The sequence below is a fragment of the Nostoc sp. LPT genome, assembly GCF_017115165.1.
Taxonomy (GTDB): Bacteria; Cyanobacteriota; Cyanobacteriia; order Cyanobacteriales; family Nostocaceae; genus Nostoc.
The window spans coordinates 125,893-144,438 of sequence record NZ_JABXKF010000024.1; the positions used below are offsets into that span (position 1 = coordinate 125,893).

Annotated in this window: 20 protein-coding genes and 1 pseudogene; 9 read left to right on the forward strand and 12 right to left on the reverse strand. The window is 42.5% G+C overall.

Annotated features, from left to right (window positions below; translation table 11 throughout):
- The first annotated feature begins 46 nt into the window (after positions 1-46).
- Complete coding sequence (locus tag HWQ58_RS05235; protein WP_292858674.1) at positions 47-742, forward strand: TrkA family potassium uptake protein; 696 nt, start codon at positions 47-49, stop codon at positions 740-742.
- A 44-nt stretch (positions 743-786) separates the two neighbouring features.
- Here the strand turns inward: HWQ58_RS05235 and queA are convergent, their stop codons facing one another.
- On the reverse strand, positions 787-1,944 hold the full coding sequence (queA, locus tag HWQ58_RS05240) for a tRNA preQ1(34) S-adenosylmethionine ribosyltransferase-isomerase QueA (RefSeq protein ID WP_292858677.1): 1,158 nt from the start codon (positions 1,942-1,944) through the stop codon (positions 787-789).
- Between the two features lie 272 nt (positions 1,945-2,216).
- Here queA and HWQ58_RS05245 point away from each other — a divergent pair, with 272 nt between their 5' ends.
- The gene (locus tag HWQ58_RS05245) at positions 2,217-2,606 is read left to right on the forward strand and encodes a hypothetical protein (RefSeq protein WP_012412259.1); all 390 of its coding nucleotides are present in this window, start codon (positions 2,217-2,219) and stop codon (positions 2,604-2,606) included.
- Positions 2,607-2,677: 71 nt separating this feature from the next.
- On the opposite strand, the gene HWQ58_RS05250 is transcribed toward HWQ58_RS05245, so the two are convergent.
- Complete coding sequence (locus tag HWQ58_RS05250; RefSeq protein ID WP_292858680.1) at positions 2,678-3,214, reverse strand: YraN family protein; 537 nt, start codon at positions 3,212-3,214, stop codon at positions 2,678-2,680.
- A gap of 23 nt (positions 3,215-3,237) precedes the next feature.
- Between HWQ58_RS05250 and HWQ58_RS05255 the strand changes: the two genes are divergently transcribed.
- Positions 3,238-3,834, forward strand: a complete 597-nt coding sequence (locus HWQ58_RS05255; protein ID WP_292858683.1) for a pentapeptide repeat-containing protein — start codon at positions 3,238-3,240, stop codon at positions 3,832-3,834.
- 225 nt (positions 3,835-4,059) lie between these two features.
- Here HWQ58_RS05255 and HWQ58_RS05260 read toward each other — a convergent pair whose 3' ends face one another.
- Positions 4,060-4,461, reverse strand: a complete 402-nt coding sequence (locus HWQ58_RS05260; protein WP_292858686.1) for a hypothetical protein — start codon at positions 4,459-4,461, stop codon at positions 4,060-4,062.
- A 163-nt stretch (positions 4,462-4,624) separates the two neighbouring features.
- On the opposite strand from HWQ58_RS05260, the pseudogene HWQ58_RS05265 reads away from it, so the two are divergent.
- A pseudogene (locus tag HWQ58_RS05265) lies at positions 4,625-4,987 on the forward strand (Uma2 family endonuclease); the annotation flags it as partial.
- On the opposite strand, the gene HWQ58_RS05270 reads toward HWQ58_RS05265, so the two are convergent.
- Both HWQ58_RS05270 and HWQ58_RS05275 read right to left on the reverse strand, forming a co-directional pair.
- Complete coding sequence (locus tag HWQ58_RS05270) at positions 4,971-5,336, reverse strand: tetratricopeptide repeat protein (protein ID WP_292858778.1); 366 nt, start codon at positions 5,334-5,336, stop codon at positions 4,971-4,973. The pseudogene HWQ58_RS05265 and the gene HWQ58_RS05270 overlap by 17 nt on opposite strands.
- A 313-nt stretch (positions 5,337-5,649) precedes the next feature.
- Entirely contained in the window at positions 5,650-7,404 is a 1,755-nt protein-coding gene (locus HWQ58_RS05275) for an N-acetylmuramoyl-L-alanine amidase (RefSeq protein ID WP_292858689.1), read from the reverse strand.
- A gap of 84 nt (positions 7,405-7,488) precedes the next feature.
- On the opposite strand from HWQ58_RS05275, the gene HWQ58_RS05280 reads away from it, so the two are divergent.
- Complete coding sequence (locus HWQ58_RS05280) at positions 7,489-9,126, forward strand: CTP synthase (RefSeq protein WP_292858692.1); 1,638 nt, start codon at positions 7,489-7,491, stop codon at positions 9,124-9,126.
- Between the two features lie 158 nt (positions 9,127-9,284).
- Positions 9,285-9,707 (forward strand): hypothetical protein, encoded by a 423-nt coding sequence (locus tag HWQ58_RS05285; RefSeq protein ID WP_292858695.1) that lies wholly within the window; start codon positions 9,285-9,287, stop codon positions 9,705-9,707.
- A gap of 175 nt (positions 9,708-9,882) precedes the next feature.
- Here HWQ58_RS05285 and HWQ58_RS05290 read toward each other — a convergent pair whose 3' ends face one another.
- The 5 genes from HWQ58_RS05290 to HWQ58_RS05310 all read right to left on the reverse strand — a co-directional run bounded on the left by HWQ58_RS05290 (position 9,883) and on the right by HWQ58_RS05310 (position 13,871).
- Positions 9,883-11,361: an ABC transporter substrate-binding protein gene (locus tag HWQ58_RS05290; RefSeq protein ID WP_292858698.1), complete on the reverse strand. Its 1,479-nt coding sequence runs from the start codon at positions 11,359-11,361 to the stop codon at positions 9,883-9,885.
- Positions 11,362-11,565: 204 nt separating this feature from the next.
- Positions 11,566-12,468, reverse strand: a complete 903-nt coding sequence (locus HWQ58_RS05295; RefSeq protein WP_292858701.1) for an ROK family protein — start codon at positions 12,466-12,468, stop codon at positions 11,566-11,568.
- A 10-nt stretch (positions 12,469-12,478) separates the two neighbouring features.
- Positions 12,479-12,616, reverse strand: a complete 138-nt coding sequence (locus tag HWQ58_RS05300; RefSeq protein WP_292858704.1) for a hypothetical protein — start codon at positions 12,614-12,616, stop codon at positions 12,479-12,481.
- Positions 12,617-12,670: 54 nt separating this feature from the next.
- Entirely contained in the window at positions 12,671-12,880 is a 210-nt protein-coding gene (locus HWQ58_RS05305) for a hypothetical protein (protein WP_292858707.1), read from the reverse strand.
- A gap of 94 nt (positions 12,881-12,974) precedes the next feature.
- Positions 12,975-13,871, reverse strand: a complete 897-nt coding sequence (locus tag HWQ58_RS05310) for an ABC transporter permease (protein WP_292858710.1) — start codon at positions 13,869-13,871, stop codon at positions 12,975-12,977.
- A 129-nt stretch (positions 13,872-14,000) separates the two neighbouring features.
- Between HWQ58_RS05310 and HWQ58_RS05315 the strand changes: the two genes are divergently transcribed.
- Positions 14,001-14,405 carry a four helix bundle protein gene (locus tag HWQ58_RS05315; protein ID WP_292858713.1) on the forward strand — a complete coding sequence of 135 codons (405 nt, stop codon included), beginning with the start codon at positions 14,001-14,003 and terminating at the stop codon, positions 14,403-14,405.
- A 139-nt stretch (positions 14,406-14,544) separates the two neighbouring features.
- On the opposite strand, the gene trxB is transcribed toward HWQ58_RS05315, so the two are convergent.
- Entirely contained in the window at positions 14,545-15,915 is a 1,371-nt protein-coding gene (gene trxB / locus HWQ58_RS05320) for a thioredoxin-disulfide reductase (protein ID WP_292858716.1), read from the reverse strand.
- Between the two features lie 132 nt (positions 15,916-16,047).
- Positions 16,048-16,821 carry an Rpn family recombination-promoting nuclease/putative transposase gene (locus HWQ58_RS05325; RefSeq protein WP_292858719.1) on the reverse strand — a complete coding sequence of 258 codons (774 nt, stop codon included), beginning with the start codon at positions 16,819-16,821 and terminating at the stop codon, positions 16,048-16,050.
- Between the two features lie 110 nt (positions 16,822-16,931).
- Here HWQ58_RS05325 and HWQ58_RS05330 point away from each other — a divergent pair, with 110 nt between their 5' ends.
- Together HWQ58_RS05330 and HWQ58_RS05335 are read left to right on the forward strand one after the other, a co-directional pair.
- Positions 16,932-17,498 (forward strand): Uma2 family endonuclease, encoded by a 567-nt coding sequence (locus HWQ58_RS05330; protein ID WP_292858722.1) that lies wholly within the window; start codon positions 16,932-16,934, stop codon positions 17,496-17,498.
- A gap of 205 nt (positions 17,499-17,703) precedes the next feature.
- On the forward strand, positions 17,704-18,240 hold the full coding sequence (locus HWQ58_RS05335; protein WP_292858725.1) for a type IV pilin-like G/H family protein: 537 nt from the start codon (positions 17,704-17,706) through the stop codon (positions 18,238-18,240).
- The last annotated feature ends 306 nt before the right edge of the window (positions 18,241-18,546 follow it).

The window sequence follows — 18,546 nt, forward strand, 5'->3', positions numbered from 1 at the left end:
CCGTTTTTTGCCCTAAATACAGGGAACCATAATAAGGATAAAAAGGGTGAATCTGTCATCATTAAGTTTTTTTCGCAGTTTACGTAAAGATAACCAACAATTTGCTGTAATTGGGTTAGGTCGTTTTGGAAGGTCTGTCTGTTCCACACTGCACAATTTTGGTTATCAAGTGCTGGCAACAGATATTGATGAAAAACGAGTTTCAGAAGCATTAAGTGAGGGAATAGTTGGTCATGCTTTGCAACTAGATTCTACAGAACCAGCCGCACTTAAAGAAGCTGGAATTTTTGAATTTGATACTGTAATTGTAGCGATTGGCAACTATGTTCAAGAAAGTATCATAACCACCTTAAATGTAAAAGAGGCTGGTGTACCTCACGTAGTTGCTAAAGCTTCTAGTGAAGTTCACCGTAAACTATTGCGGCGAGTAGGAGCAGATCATGTTGTTTTTCCTGAGTATGAAGCGGGTTGTGCCCTAGCGCGCACTCTTACCAAACCAGCAATCCTAGATCGGTTTGACCTCGACCCCGATAACAGTATTGTAGAGTTGATTGTGCCTGATGAATTTCACGGCAAAACCATCACTGAACTTCAACTTCGTAACCGCTACGGTTTAAATTTGCTAGCAGTAAGCCAGGATGGGAAATTTCAAATTAATCCTGACGCTACCAAGCGTTTAGAGCGTGGTTCAGCAATGGTTGTTATTGGTTGCAATAAAAATATTAATCGTTTGCCGATTTAAAAAACTTAGCAGTTAGGAGTAGAGACGCGACTCGCGTCGCGTCTCTACTCCTCCACTCCCACAGCCGATGGCAAAATTAGCATGGCATCACCGAATGAATAAAAGCGATATCCAAAAGCGATCGCTTCGTTGTATATATTCAATAATCGTTGTCTGCCAATTAAGGCACTTACCAACATCAATAAACTAGAACGCGGTAAGTGAAAATTTGTAATTAAACCATCCACTACCCGCCATTGGTAGCCGGGATAAATAAATAAGTCTGTTTTTCCGCAAAATGGTTGTAAATTACCAGATTGAGCCGCCCCTTCTAAAGCCCGTACTGCCGTTGTTCCCACAGCAATAATTCGACCACCAGCAGCTTTAGTGGCGCGGATTTGCTCTACTGTAGCGGCGGGAACTTCAATCCATTCTTCATGCATCTGATGAGTAGTTACGTCCTCTACTTCCACAGGGCGAAATGTGCCGACACCGACGTGTAGCGTCACAAAAGCTTGATTAATTTTGCGATCGCGCAACTTTTGTAATAATTCTGGAGTAAAGTGTAATCCTGCCGTCGGAGCTGCGATCGCTCCTGGCTGTTTGGCATAAACTGTCTGATACTGCTCATCAGCTGCTTTTGAGGTAGTGATGTACGGTGGTAACGGTACTTCCCCAAATACCTCTAACAGTTGCACCAAAGTCTTTTCTGCTGGGACATCAAATTGTAACAAACGCCCCCCGGTTGCTGCATCTGTTTCTAGAACCGTAGCCATTAGCTGGGGGCTGGAGACTGAGGAAGAATCTTTATAATCCCCAATTCCTAATTGCCTTGGTTCAAAAATAATCTTCGCTCCCTGTTTGAAGCTTTTTCCTGGCTTAACTAAAGCTAGCCAACAGTTATGCTGCCGTTCTTCCAAGAGCAATACCTGGATTTTAGCACCAGTGGATTTATGACCATAAAGCCGCGCTGGAATGACTCTTGTATTGTTCATAACCAACAAATCACCAGAGCGCAGCAGCGCAGGCAAATCATGGAAAATGTGGTGTATGGGTGCTGTTTTGGTGCCTGTAGTGGGAGAATTAACTACCAGTAACCGCGAACTATCTCTAGGAACTGCTGGGTTTTGGGCAATGAGTTCTGGAGGTAGTTTGTAGTCATAGCCAGCTACCGAGCAATCTAATTCCAAATCTTTTTCTTGTGGGCTAGAAGTATCTTTCAAATTGGCTTATACTAGTTTTTGCTTTATTTAGTATTTATACTCTCTTAAAAAAGCTGGTTTAAGCTTTCCCTTCTAAAGGAACTTTAAGGCATCTTTACTCAGTTTGGTCGCAAGGCTATAAGATTGTTACTATTAAGTAACACGGAAAAATTAATATAAAAATTGGGTAAACCTCCCCATCTAAAAACGGGGGCTTTTACCCTACCGGGAACAGGCAATGATTGACGAATATAGATATGTAGGATTGGCTTTGATCCCAAGCACCAACAAACATGGAATACTTGTACTATCTGGCAAATGCCAGTCTAACCCTGAGGGTCGTTCAACACCTCCACGCTAGACCCCAGACACCAGTTTCGTTCGTCACCGTAATTCATCAAATTGATGGCTGGGTGGTTAGGATCAAACTCAAAGGTCAAGTTTCGCCCCAAGAAGATGGCGACTTTCGCGCTTTTCTAAATGAATTAGGAATTAGCTACGAACCGCCAATGAGGGTGCAAATGGCACTTTGGAGTTTGGAAGCTGGGCAGTGCCCTGTGGATGTGATGCGTCGCTATCAAGTAGCGATCGTTTCTCATGGTAGCCCAGAAAGAGACGAAATTGAAGCGTTCCGGCAACAGTTTGTTCGGGGCTTAGGTTACTGTCCAGAAACTTTGGCGTGACACTATTTGGTTGTAACGCCACTACAAAATTATTGGTTATTAGGTAATTAAGATATTTTATCCATTACCGATTAACCATTATCAATTGAAGAGTCAAAAGCTGCCAGAATGTATTCTTGCAGCTTAAACTTGTATCCGGGTACTGATGAAGTAGCTAGAGCTTCCTGGTTTGCTGTAACCCCAGTCAGATTTTTCGATATCCTTTGACAGTAGACAATAGCAACATCAAATCTACAAGAATAATCTGCCTTTTCAGGGCACTGGGCTAAAAACATTCCAGCTGTCCGACAGATTTTTGCTTGCTTTTGTGGGGTGATTGCGCTTCTTCCCCCTGTATCCCAACTACCTGAACTGCGGGTTTTGACTTCAACAAATGCCAATAATGAGTGCTGAGTGCTGAGTCCTGAGTTAGGAATTCTCCCTTCTGCCCCTCTGCTCCTCTGCTCCCCACCTCCTCCAGAATGTTCGGCGATAATATCAATTTCCCCCCAGCGGCTAGAAAAGCGACGATGGAGAATTACCCAACCAGTAGATTGCAACCATTGGGCTACTAGGTCTTCTCCTAATGAACCAATATCTGGATAATGAGATGGAGGAAGGTTAGCCATTGACTAAAAATATGATGAATTCTATGAATTCTAGGTTAAGCGATGCCTGCGGCGGGCTACGCCTACGCACAACGGGTTCTAGACTCGACTTATCTAGTACTGAGTTGGAATTGAAGCGTAAAACAAACCATCACATTTGGGCAAGTATACTCAGCTTATTCCTCTGGGGAATAGTTGGCATCATTGCAACGCTCGGTTTTACTCCAACAGCTTTGGCACTTGAATATAATAAAGAAATTTTGGTTGAGGCTGATTTCTCAGGACGTGATTTAACAGACTCTAGCTTTACTAAAGCTAATCTTCGCCAGAGCAACTTCAGCCATGCTAATTTGAACGGTGTCAGTTTCTTTGCAGCAAATTTGGAGTCTGCGAATTTGGAGGGTTCTGATTTGAGAAATTCCACTTTAGACTCAGCTCGTTTAGTCAGAGCAAATTTAACAAATGCACTGTTGGAGGGTGCTTTTGCTGCTAATGCCAGATTTGATAGTGCAATCATTGATGGGGCAGATTTTACCGATACGCTGCTGCGTCCCGATGAGCAAAAAAAATTGTGTAAACTTGCTAAAGGAACTAATCCTATTACAGGACGAGATACGCGTGACACGTTGTTTTGTCCTTAGTATTTTTATAGCTGGGAATTGGGCATTGGGCGTTAGGAGTGCTGAGTGCTGTTAGCGGAAGCGGGGCGTTTAGCCCGTGCTGAGTGCTGAGTTAGGAGTTAGGAGTTAAGAGTTAAGAATTAGGAGTTTTGTTTATCTCCTTGTCCCCTTGTCCCCTCATCTCCCTCACTCCCTCATCTTCCCTATTCCCCATTCCCCATTCCCTACTTATAAAATATTGAGCAACTACCAACCACTTGCACCAATTTTTTGACAAACAATTTTCATACCTTTGCCTGGTGAAGAACTTGCTACAAAAGGGATTTCTCCTTTTTCTTTATCCTCTTCAAGTAGCTGTCCTTCTAGCCCGTAAATCGCAATGCGATTGCGAAACAGCCGCGATTCTTTGCATGATGCATCAAAGGTAGTCTCGAAGATGCCATCTCCATAGATCCCGTAAAGTTTGTATATCGTGCCCTTAATCGTTTCCGTGTCCAGAGCTATGCTGTTTCCCAATTTATCATGCCCTACAGTGATATATCTTTCTGCATCTTGAGCGATGGCTACGCCAACACCTCCGGTGAACGCACTACCATTACTCAATAAAATAGCGATCGCACCCACAATCCCGCCTATTTTAAAATACATACAGTTTCAAAATATAAGATTTCATATATTTCTACCCGCAATCAAAGCGGTTCTGGCAGGGTAGAAGCACTGAAATCAAGATATAGCAAGGTGTTATACTACTTGGTAATACCTGATGGGAAGCGTAAAGGACTATATAAATAGCTGCAATACTTTTCAAAGTATGAGTGAAACACTTGCTGATATTGCCATACCACCCCAGTTTCCCGATCACACTCAACTACCAGAGTCTGATGGTACTTTTGTGAAAAATTTTCAAGAGCATCCCCAAACCATCATTCTTACAGACTCAATTACTCAGGTTTTGCAAAATCTACATCCAGATGGACAGTATTGCATTGGTCAAGATTGCGGTATTTACTGGCGAGAAACCGATCCGCCAGAAAAAGGAGCAGCAGCACCGGACTGGTTTTATGTCCCTGGTGTACCACCAAGGCTAGATGGCAAAAACCGCCGCTCATACGTTTTGTGGCGAGAATATATACCTCCATTGATTGCCATAGAACTAGCTAGTGGTAATTGCTCTGCTGGTAGTGCAATTCTGCTCGTAAATAATATGCATAAGCATAGTTTGGATTTAGCTCAATCGCCTTGTTGTAATCCTTTATTGCTCCTTTGTCATCTCTCAAATTTCTGCGTTCCTGACCTCGCATACAATAAGCACTATCATCATTTGGATTTATGCAAATTGCTTGAGTATAATCCTCTATTGCTCCTTGGTAGTCCCCTAGTAAATTACAAACGCTAGCTCGTTCTTTATAAGCATTAGCATCATTTCTATTTACCCGAATTTCTCTAGTCCAATATGTAAAATCGCATTTTAATCTATTCTCATGACTCAAATCGTTTGGCAAAACTTGATTATAATTTTCCATATTTATTTGAAAACAAAGTTTTAAGATGTTATTTAAAATAGCTTTTTCAACAAAATACAAATCTGTTGTTTTAACTTAACAATTACATCCACATGACTAACTGGCTATGTTGTATGAGATGACCTATCTATAGGATTCCCAAAATCTAAGCAACTCTTAACAATCATGCTATGGTCATAGTCAAAAAGCTTGAACAAAGACTGATCGCAACATTGAGCAGCAACTAGCTAAAAAATAGCGATGGGCTACGCCCTGCCGGAGGCGATCGCACTCTACCAAATACAATGAGGAACTAGTTGTTGTATCTGCAAATTTATTTAACACTCATAAACCACTCAGTAATCCCTTGAGCGATCGCATCAGCCATTTTCTTCTGTTCCTCTGGGTTCACTATCTGCTCAAATTCATCAGGATTACTCATAAAACCTAATTCCAGTAACACCGATGGTGCAGCTGCTGGGCGTGTCAACGCCAGGTTATCCCAAAACACACCATAAGAAGGTTTGCCAAGTTTTTTGACTACATAATTCTGTAAAAATATTGCCAGGTTGTGCGCTTGGGGTTGATACCAAAAAGCAGCAAATCCCTTGATTTTTTCGGCATCGCCATCATCGGGCAAGGAATTGTGATGTATAGAAATAGCGATGCATGGTTCTTCTTTACTAATAATTGCCTGACGTTCTGCCAGAGAAAGTTCGCGATCATCCTCCCGCGTCATCACCACCGTTGCTCCTTCCTTCACCAAATCGTCCCGCAGCAACTTGGATACCACCAAATTCACATCTTTTTCTAAATATCCAGTTGGGCCACTGGCACCAGTTTCTTTACCGCCATGCCCTGGATCGAGTACAATCTTGAAATTAGCTAAAAGCTTGCGTCTTGTGTTCCCGATTTTAGGCGGATGACGCAAAGCCAAAACCAGGGTTGTACCGTCGTATCTCAGCTTGTATCCCCACTGTTGAGCTTTTTTGAGGTTAAAGGTGTATTTTACTTGTCCTGGGGCTTCCTGTTGCCAGTCTAGGCGATAAATTAGGGGGTCATCATCCAGGCGAATTATGTCCGTTTGGGCAGTGGTATTGTAGAGAGTGAGAGCGAAAGCACCCTCGCTTTGTTGCACGCTCACAGGTACGGGAACTTGTAAGGGGAAAACTATCTCTGTCGCACCAGGGAGTTGACGGTATCCGACACTGCGAATTATTGTTTGTGGCGGAACTGCACCAGGTAGAATACGGGTTTCTTTACTATTAATCCAAGCGCCATAATCTAGGCGCAACCATTCACCTTCCCTACCTGTCACTGTTGCGCGTGTGCCTTTGGGCAGTGGTGTGAGTCGAGAATGATCGGTGCTAGGGCCAGTACGAGCAACGCCTGACTCTACTGTAACCTCAGAAACTGGCAATTGAGCTCTTGAGAGGATTTCAATCTTACCAGATCCTGGTTGAGTTATCGTCTTGCCGTCAAGCGTCAGTTGAAATTGAGGTTTTCCCAGATCGGCGGCTGTTGCCACTGTGGTGCAACCTTGATAATTGCCTACGTTAGACTGGGCATGAGGCTGATTTTGCCCTGTCAAAGCTGCCAAATTACTTGGTAGTTCTGCCTGTTGAGGTTGCGGTAAAAGGGCAATAGTTTGATTAGCCAGGGTTACAGAGACATTGGCGTTAGGGGGTGCGATCGCGCCAAAACAAATTACTTCTCCCGGTAATCTGGCAATGTCAACTGCGGGAGTCAGGGAATCTTTCGCAAAGGCTACCCCCTGTGGTAGTTCAAGGCTAGTGTTAAGCCTGATCACCTTAATCTTAAGTTCTTGATTCTGGCGACGCACAGTAAAAAGATTCTCCCCCAATTGCAAGGGGAAACTAGGGGAAAAATGACCAGCTTTGCTGCGGGTGATTGGCTTACTATTGATCAAAACCTGACCATCTGGTGGTGCAGTGCCCAGAAAGAATATTTTTTGGGCACTTGTCTGGTAGTTTGTCTGGGGAAAAATGACTATAAGAGATGGCTGTGCCAATGCTATGGAGGAGGAGAGAATAAAGCCTAATATTACTAATCCTAGAAGTTTTTTCACAGCAAATCACAGAAGATGACACCACAACAACTGTGGCACAATGACGAGATGTATTTTTAGAAGTTGTTAGAAATTCAAACTACTATGACTAAGTTTATCTTTGTTACTGGAGGCGTAGTTTCCAGTATTGGTAAAGGCATTGTAGCAGCAAGTCTAGGGCGTTTGCTCAAGTCGCGCGAATATTCGGTGTCGATTCTCAAACTTGACCCTTATATTAATATCGATCCTGGCACGATGAGTCCCTTTCAGCATGGGGAAGTATTCGTTACCCAAGATGGTGCGGAGACAGATTTAGACTTGGGGCATTACGAGCGCTTTACCGATACCTCAATGTCGCGCTTAAATTGTGTGACTACTGGCTCAATTTACCAGGCAGTCATCAATAAAGAGCGGCGCGGAGACTACAATGGCGGTACTGTACAGGTAATTCCTCATATTACCAATGAAATTAAAGAGCGGATTCTGCGAGTTGCTAAAAGTACAAATCCCTCTGTAGTAATTACAGAAATTGGCGGGACGGTGGGAGATATTGAATCACTGCCGTTTTTGGAAGCAATTCGCCAGTTCCGTAAAGAGGTGGGACGGCAGAATGTGCTGTATATGCACGTAACTCTGGTGCCGTGGATTGCCTCTGCGGGTGAAATGAAAACTAAGCCGACACAGCATTCAGTTAAGGAATTGAGATCCATTGGTATTCAACCAGATATTTTAGTTTGTCGAAGCGATCGCCCTTTACCCAAGGGATTAAAGCAAAAATTGTCGGGCTTTTGCGATGTGCCGGAAGAATGCGTTATCACTTCCCAAGATGCCAAAAGTATCTATGAAGTACCGCTGAATCTAGAACGAGAAGGAATGGCAGAACAAGTGCTGAACTTGCTGCAAATGCAACAACGTAAACCAGATTTGACGCAGTGGCAAACCCTGGTAAAACGGTTACATAGTCCCAAGCACGAGGTAGAAATTGCCATTGTTGGTAAATATGTGCAGTTAAGTGATGCCTATCTATCTGTAGTGGAAGCGCTGAACCATGCTGCAATCTCCACTTATGGCAAACTGCGTCTGCGTTGGGTGAATTCAGAAGATTTGGAAACTGAACCAGCCGAAAATTATCTTGAGGGTGTTGATGGCATAGTTGTGCCAGGAGGTTTCGGGGTTCGGGGAGTAGATGGTAAAATTGCCGCGATTAAATACGCCCGCGATCGCCAAATTCCCTTCTTGGGTTTATGCCTGGGTATGCAATGTTCTGTGATTGAATGGGCGAGAAACGTAGGGGAATTAACAGATGCCAATAGTGCTGAATTTGACCCTTACACAATTGATCCGGTAATAAATTTATTGCCAGAACAGCAGGAAGTAGTAGATTTAGGGGGTACAATGCGCTTAGGGCTATACCCTTGTCGTGTTCTCCCTGATACTTTAGCTTTTAAGCTTTATCAAGAAGATGTAATTTATGAACGACATCGACACCGCTATGAGTTCAACAATGCTTACCGCAATTTGTTGTTAAAGTCTGGTTATACGATTAGTGGTACTTCTCCCGATGGACGTTTAGTTGAAATTGTGGAATTACCCAAGCATCCATTCTTTCTTGCTTGCCAATTTCATCCAGAATTTCAATCACGCCCCAGTACACCTCATCCCTTATTTAAAGGATTCATTCAAACAGCGATCGCTCTTTCTCTTTCGACATCTAGTACACCAACGCCATTGGAGGTGTCATAAAAATTCAAAATGACGCTCGTTCGCCCTTGGCGTCTCCCCTTGGGAGAGGACTCGCTAACGCTGCGCTAACAAAATTAATTACAACATTAACTTAAGGCTTCAGCAGATTTGGACATATAGGGTGCATCATTCGTAAATTTCGGACTTGAGGAGATGTTGTGGCGTACTGGGTGAAAATCCTTTACGAAAGGAAAGAATATGTAGTAAATTTTGAACGTGTCCATGCTTTTTGTTATGAACTGAATGGCAGAGTTACTTTTTGGCTACCCGATAGTGCTATTCCCATAGTAATTAACCCACAAAGTAACCTGGAAGACTATCAAAAAATTCTCGATTATTTAGAATGTGTGACAGGATTAGAATTAGATTGTGCCCACTGGGTAAAAATAATTTACGAAAAAAATGAATATGTAATTAATCTCAACTGCATCAGTTCCTTTTGTCATGAACCGAACGGCAGGATAACTTTTTGGTTGCCAGATGGCACTATTCCTATTATTATCAACCCTGTGAGTAATGCTGAATCTTATGAAAAAGTTGTGAAATACGTTAAGAAAGCAACAGGATATTCTTTGTCTTGAAATTACTGTGTAGCAAGTTGAAAAACAGATTTACTGTCTTCCCAATCTTAAAAAATGGTTTGTGGAAGTTTTTGCTTAATTAGCCTAGCTATCGAATCATCTTTTTTGTAGAGTTATCTAAGAAAAACAATTGTAACTTTAGTAGTAAGGTGCTAATTTTAAAATTGCATATAGCTCACTGCCATTCGTCAAAAATTTGTTTTATTCGCTCAATTGCTATGTCTGCTGCTTCTTCTGGAGATATGCTATTGACAACTATTTGATTGAGAGCCTTACCCCAAACATTCTCTTCTAAAACTAGGCTGTAAGCAGGATTTTGAACAATATAAAATGGGCGAGTTAGACCTTTAGTCAGTGTTTGAGTTGCAGTGGAAAGATGAGGATCTGCTGGATTTGTCCAAAAAGGGTCTTTCCAAACAGGTTTCATTACTGGTAGATACCGACCTCCAGTAGCTTTAAGATAGTTTCCTATTATCTCAGGTTTGATTAAATACGCAAGAAAGTCCTTAGCTACCTTTTGGTTTTTAGACTCGGCAAACAAAACTATTTCATTAACCGAGACTAAGTAGCGCATCGGTTTACCATTGGGTTTGTTCGGAAATTCTAGGATACCAAGCTTGTGACGATAGGTGTCAGGATCTTGGCGGACGGCAGCAGGAATTGAGAGCGAGGAGTTAGGCGTCATAACCACGCCACGATTGAGCAAGCTGCGATTATTGTCTGGATTTAACCAGTTTACTGCATCTGGTGGTACGTAACCCTGCTGGAAAAATTTCGCATACCACTCTAAGCTCTCAACAATACCTTGATGCACTTGAGGATCGTTGAGGAGAAGTTGACCCTTGGAGTCTAAAATTTGGACATTGTATGCGTCTAAAATCTGCTCAAATAAGTAGTAGGTATCTGTAGACCCAGTGGAGAAAGGAAAGCCTAACCCATAAATATTCTGTTTTTGCTGTGCCCGCAGATCATCCTGCACTTGTTTCCAAAACTCCCAAAAGACATCCCACTCTTTAGGAATATCGCTTTGAGTTCGACCTACTTGCTCTAGCAAGTCTCGCCAGTAGAAGATGTGAATTGTTAATTGATTAATTGGGACTGCATAGTAACTCGGCTTTTTATCAACATTGTTATATAAACGAACTGCTTCCAGCACACCTTCAGAATAAATACTTTTGACTGGCTCAATTACATCAGAGACATCTGCCAGTTTACCTTCCCAGGCAAGACGTGGATACAGCTCCCTCTCAGCACTGCTATTTATGACAAGATCGGGCGAATTACCTGCCTGAAGTGCCCTTTGAGTCTTTTGTGGCAACTCATCGTTAGTATAGAAAGTAAGTTTTATTTTGTTGCCGCTTTGTTGTTCCCAGTTACGAATGATCTTCTGGAGCGCTTCATCCTCTTCCAAAGTATAACCTTTATCTGACCAAATCTTTAGAACTTTACTGTTAATAGGAGACTCAGTGACTAAGGATTGGTTAGATTTTAAGATGTTAATGCAGGCAAGAATTATCAAGCTGAGTATCAATGCCACTAGTACGTAGCGATGGCTAGCTCTTATTAGCATTACGGTAAAAGCTTGCTTGACTCTTTGCTGATTCTTAAAGCCTTTAGCCATTGGACTGGCTTTGGTTTTGAATAACATACTCATTTTTTATGATTTTTGCCAGAAAAACATCTTTACTGCATCTTCTGACATCACATAACGCTTATTCAAGTCTTATTTAATCCGCAATCCTAAGTTCTCTGTCTATTTTTTAAAAAAGTTGGTGTCTGTAGCAAGCTCCAAAGCAAATTTTTCTTCTACTAATTCCTAAAGATTAATGTCTCTAGCTGGGATTGTTTGAACCATAATCTAAAATCCTGAATAGCATTGCCATGCCAACTTTGCTGCACCTACTATCCCAGCAAAATTGCCCAACTCGGCTGGCAATATTTGTAAACCCGCTCGTGATAAAGGCTGCACTCGCTTCTCTATTTCTGCCTTCACACTTGGTAAGAAAAACTCAAAGCTGCCACTGATACCGCCACCAATCACGATCGCTTGCGGTGTGAGTACATAAATCAAACTCGTCAAACCAATTCCCAAATTAACACCATATTCTTGCCAAAAAGTCAATGCTGCGGCATCTCCTTGTTGGGCAAGAAAACCCAATTCGATGGGTTCCTTGAGAGTGCGGCGGCGAATTGCAGTCGCACAGGCATATTGTTCCAAAGAGCCTCGATTGCCACTATTACAAATTGGGCCATCAGGATTTAAGGAAATTAAACCCAATTCTCCAGCAGCTCCTTGATGTCCAATAAATAGTTTGCCATCAAGGATAATTGCGCCACCAACCCCAGTACCTAAAGTTAGCAGAATCAGATTTTGAAAGTGGCGACCGGCTCCCAGCCAAGCTTCTCCCAAAAGAGCGCAATTAGCATCATTTGCGATCGCAGTCGGTTTGCCAGTTTTGGTTTCTAACCAATCTGCTAAAGGCACATCGATCCATCCAGGTAAGTTAATCGCGATTTTGGCAATGCGTCCTGCGGCATCGGATGGGCCAGGAGTACCAACACCAATAGCAACAGCTTGATTATCTGGATCGATTTGAGCGATCGCATCTACCAGCACCGCCAGCACAGCCTCCGGCGTTGTTGGTTGAGGAGATACCACAGTCAAAGATAAGAGACAAGTACCATCAGCTGCAAAACGCCCCAGCTTAATTGCTGTTCCCCCGACATCAATGCCAATTACTTGAATTTTGTCATTTATCATTTATCATTTGTCATTTGTCATTGGGCAAAACAGTTCCGAGTTCCTCTTTTCCCAGTCCTGAGTAAAGAAGCGAGATTTCCAACTCAGCACGGGCTAAACGCCCCGCTTCCACTAACAGCACTGATGACTCAGCACTCTTGAGGGGCATTGGTAATTGGTGAACAGCTATTCCCTATTCCCTATTATTGGGCGCGAGTCGTTTTCAACCTCGATCTGTTCGCATAGTGTCTCCGCTTGGGAGAAGACGCGCAGCTTTCAACTCCGATTTCTGTAAATTAGCAAAAGTCGTGCTGCGGAAACTCGATTGCTCTTGCCAAGCTGTAATTGGCGCACCTCTTAAGATACCAGCAAGAGCAACGGAAAGGATAAACCCGCCAGTAGCGGCAGCAATTAACGTTAGATTATCTTTCATACAAATCTCTCTATTGTTTATTTGTCATTTGTCCTTTGTCCTTTGTCTAAAACTAATGACCAATGACCAATGACCAATGACTAATGACCAATGATTACTGTCGGATTCTATTTTCTCTCCGTAATCGGGGATTGACAAATTCATTTAACCCCTCACCAAGTAGTGATAACCCTACCACCATCAATGTCATCGTTAAACCAGGGAAAAGGGTAGTCCACCAAATGCCAGTAGGTAGAGCTTCTAAGGCTTGTTTTAAATCATGTCCCCATTCTGCCACTTCTTCAGGGAGTCCTAGCCCCAAAAAGCCTAAACCGCCCAACACCAAAATCGCATCAGCGGCGTTGAGTGTAAATAGGACGGGTACGCTTTGAATGACGTTGAAAAACAGATAACGGGAAAGCACAACCCAAGTGGAAGCACCCATTGCTTGAGCAGCTTCGATAAACACTTCAGTTTTCACGCTCACGGTGTGGTTGCGAACAACACGGTAATATTGGGGTATGTAGGCAATGCTAATAGCGATCGCTGCATTTAATATCCCACGCCCCACCACAAACGCCAATGTCACAGATAGCAGTAGCCCCGGTAGAGTGTAGATGCTATCCATAATAAATAGCAACACCTTATCCAATTTCCCGCCGAGATAACCACTCAACATCCCCAAAGGCACACCGATAATCATACTCAGCGCCGTTGCCAAAATCACCACCTGCAAAGCAGCTTGAGCGCCGAACAATGTCCGGGAGTAGACATCATAGCCCAGGCGACTAGTACCAAACCAATGTTTAGCTGAGGGTGGCTCGTGAATTGGATTAGAGAGAAAATCTTTCGGGTTTTGCAGCCATCCCCAAGCCTGGAATACAGGAGCGAAGAATGCCAGGAAAACGAAAAATAGGGTAATGGCTAACCCGATGAACATGAGTTTTTGGGAAAGATTGAGACTTTTGCTAAACTGTAAAAATGTCGGTAGTCGCCGTTTTGTAATGGCCATAGAGCGATCGCCTGGATCAAGCAAGATACGCTGACTATTTTACATATTGGGGACTGGGGATTGGGGACTGGGGACTGGGTATTTGGTAAAAATGTCCCATAAAATTGAGGGACTTTAGATTGGGATGATATGCAAGATAGAGGCTTTGAGTCTTTAGACTTGTACCAAGATAGCCTCAAGCTGCTAAAAGCGGCTTATCGATTAGCCAATAATTTGCCGAGTTGTGAGCGTTACAATTTGAGCGATCAATTACGAAGAGCAGCTTGCAGTGTTTTACTGAACATAGCTGAGGGCTATGGACGTTATCACTACTTAGATAGATTGCGTTTTATGTACATTGCTCGCGGCTCATTGACTGAAACCAAAAGTGCCTTTATTATTGCTGAGAGCTTGGGCTACTGCAACACAGAACAATTAAACTGGGTCAGTCAGCTTAAAGACCGGATTGAAAAAGGTCTTAACGGTTACTGTCGTTTTATTCGTTCCCAACAGCAGGGTAAAGAAGAGTACGGTACTCGACTGGGTGATTGGTGATTGGTGATTGGGTATTGGGTATTGGGTATTGGGGATTGGGTATTGGGAATTGGGTATTAGCAGTTAGAATTATTTTCCAGTCCCCAGTCCCCTGTTTCCAGTCCCTAGTCCCCAATCCCTAGTCCCCAATCCCCAATCCCTAAAGATTACTTTCAATCAACTGGCGGTATTCGCTCTTTTGCTTCACGCCTTTGACTTCCTTCACAAGTTCCTTATTTTTGAACAATTGAACCGTTGGCGTTCCTGTCACACCAGCATTTTCAGCAATATCTCGATCTTTGTCGATGTCAATTTCTACAAAGTGAATTTTGCTGTCAAATTCATCCACCACTTTATTTAAAATTGGCTTCAGGGTATGACAAGGGCCACAACCAGGAGAGACGTATTTAACAAGGAGTAAGCGATCGCTTTCATGGAACAATTTCCGTAAAGCATAACCTCCCTGATGGCGTGTCCCATCCAAATTAAATCCAGCTTCTTCCTCGGCTTCAGTCTTTTTGGCTGGTTGATGTTCTAATTCATTATCTGCTGTTTCTTGCTGTTGATGGAATTCTTGAATCAAACCAGTGAATGACAACCAACGTTCTGCCAACATCGCCGCCATACACCCAGTACCCGCAGCCGTAATTGCTTGCCGAAACTCATGATCTTGTACGTCACCAGCAGCAAAAACGCCTTCTACACTGGTTTCTACAGTACCGTGCTTGGTGACAACGTAACCTATCTCATCCAGTTCTAATTGTCCTTTAAATAGAGAGGTATTGGGACTGTGACCAACTGCGTAGAATAAACCCTTAGCGTGCAGTTGGCTCTCTTCACCAGTTTTAGTATTTCGGACTTTCACCCCTTCCATGTGACCATTACCGAAGATATCTACGGCTTCTGTGTTCCAATGCACTTGGATTTTTGGGTTACTCAAAACGCGGTCTTGCATGGCTTTAGAAGCCCGCATTTTATCGGTGCGTACCAACATATTTACCTTGGAACCATACTTGGTAAGATAAATTGACTCTTCCGCCGCTGAGTCGCCAGCACCAATTACAGCCAATTCTGCACCGTGAAAAATCGGTGTCGCACCATCGCAAATCGCACAAGCGGAGATACCTCGACTCCAAAATTCATGTTCGTTGGGTAAACCCAAACGCTTTGCAGTTGCACCAGTAGCAATGACAATGCTGTTGGTTTTAATTTCCCTTTCTTGCGATCGCACTGTAAATGGACGCTGACTCAAGTCAACTGATATAACATCTTCAGTATATAGTTCAGCTCCCCAGCGCTCCGCCTGCGCCTTCATTTGATCCATCAGTTCCGGCCCGGTAATTCCTTTAGGAAATCCCGGAAAATTCTCAACTTCTGTGGTTGTCATTAGTTGTCCACCAGGTAATCCCCCGGCTTGGAAACCTTCAAAGACAACGGGTTTCAGGTTAGCGCGTCCAGCATAGATGGCAGATGTGTACCCTGCTGGCCCAGAACCGATAATTACTAAGTTTTCTACAGTTGGGTTAGTCATGCAAATATACGAACTCATAACGACTACGTTTAATATAGCATAATAAATTGCGATTGGCTACGCAAGTGGGGAGCGATCGCAAAATGCCTACGCTACTATGCGCTTAAAACTTGCCAAACATCCTCTTAACCGCTAAGACTTTTCTTGCAGATACTTCCTGATAATTTCAATATCGAGTTCTAAAAATTCTGCTATTTCTTGAATGCTCATACCTTTGTCAACACATTTTGAGACTAATTTCAATTTTGTCTTTGTTAAGATACTCTTGTACAATCGAGTATTTATGAATTCATCTAAATCAAGCATGGCTTCAATTTCCTCTAAAGCAAGATTGGGAAACTTATAAAATACAATTGCTTGGATAAATGCTAGCACTTTCTTTTGAAGATTTTCATCGGGCAAGTCCTCTCGTGCCTGAGTGATGAGCTGTTGGGCTAAGGAAGTAGCTTTTGTAGGTACTTCTACAAATAGTTTGGCAATTCCTATTCCCAAGGAATCTTCAGCATTAGCAGAAAGTTCATTCAGATAAATGCAGTGTAGATGTTGTTCTACTAAAGCCTGATAGCGCGGATGAGGTGGGGTTTCATGAATGCGTTTGTTGTAGATAACAATTGCGTACCAGTCTGAGTTTGCTGGTTTATATTGACGAAAGTAAACAAAAATTTCCCCAAAAAGTCGTTCGTAAAATTCTTCATCTTTGTATGTTTGCAATTCTACAAAATATAAGGGTTCATTTTCAAATCCCTTGATAGTAGCAAAGAAGCCATCTAGACGAAATGATTGTTGTTTGATTTCAGGTGCAATAAATGTGTAGATATTGGGATTAGTCTCAGGTTTATTAATAAGTTCAAAAAATATTTGTGGTAGTTCCTTGATAAGTTCATAAAAAATTACATCCGTTTTCATTGATGCTACTAATGGCAAACTAGAAAGCCGTTTTTCTTTAAATACAATACATTGTAGCTTTCTTAGAGTGCGGTACTTATGATATATATAAGAGTATTTTCTGTAATATTATGTCTCTCACCATTACAGACTTAGAGGAGCTACAAACCGAGCATCCAGAATGGCAGATGGAGCTGGTAGAAGGGAAAATTATAGTTATGGGGCCATCAGATTACGAGTCAGAGGAAATTGGCACTCGGTTGAGTACCTTCTTGAATATTTGGGTAATGTCGCGCAAGCTAGGGCGAGTGACTGGCTCTAGCGCAGGCTTCATATTACCTAGAATAGAAGAGGACGACTCGGAAAAAAGAAACCTGCGTGCCCCTGACGTGTCTTTTGTTCGGGCTGATCAGCTGAAGAAGACCAAGCGCGACTTTGTAGAGTTAGTTCCAGACTTGATGGTTGAAATTAAATCTAAAAGTGACAGAATCAAACCGCTTGAAGAGAAGATTCAGCTATTCTTGCAACTTGGGTCTGTAGTCGGTATGTTGATCGACCCTGACAAATTGACAGTAACGGTTTATCGAATAAACCAAACTCCAGTGGTATTGGAGAATGGCAACACATTCATATTGCCAGACTTGCTGCCAGGTTGGGAACTGGCAATATCAGAACTGTGGCCACCTGAGTTTGAATAAGGCACTCCCACAATCGAAGTTGAGAATCTCGCCCTTGCTCAACTTCATTGGCTCAGTGATGTTTGTGTCATTTGGGATGCAGGGATTTTGGATTGTATAACTGTATTTCCCCAAACTTTTTTTCTGGAGGTGATAGGAAAGCGATCGCATCTGGGTAAGTTACATCTAGAACACCCAAGCAACCCCTACCCCTGGGAAAACACTTATGAAAACCGAACTAAAAGCCAAGTTTCTCCAACACATCCTTGACAAAAAGAAAGGAGATGAGGGTTTTACACTCATTGAATTACTAGTAGTAATTATCATCATCGGTATTTTGTCTGCGATCGCTCTACCTTCTTTCCTCAACCAAGCAAATAAAGCCAAGCAATCTGAAGCCAAAACCTATGTTGGTTCTATAAACAGAGGACAACAAGCTTACTATACAGAAAATTCCTCCTTTGGAGGTACAGTTGATGACTTAGGAATTGGTATCAAAACCTCAACTTCCAACTATACTTATGGCACTACTACCACTGCGGCTTCAGGTTCTACTCTTGCTTACGCTACAACCTATTCAGATTTGCAGTCTAACATCAAAGGCTTGAGAAATTATGGCGGTAGAGTTTACTTACAAGCTGTAGGAACAAACTCAGAGTTAACTAGTATTTCTTACCTTTGTGAAGCTAAAGATGTAGAAGTGAGTGGTAGTGGCTTGACTAGCGGAAGCACTTGCACCACTAGCGCAAAACTCCTTAAATAAGAATCAACATATCACTCATACTTGCGACAAATATTACAATTCCAAAAGAGTTAAGAATGCCACCTCATAAAGGTTATATTCTTAACTCTTAAAAGTTTTAACTATGATTATTGTTACAGAGACTCTAAGAGGATGTTTGAAAATTGATTGGCTGTGATTTCAATTGCATTGTTACCCCCCTTAGTCCCCCCGATGTATTGGGGGGAAACAAGAAAAATCCGGTTCCCTCCCCTTTATAAGGGGAGGGGTAAAAAATGTTTGATACATCAATCATGACTTTTCAAACATCCTCTTAGACATAGATTT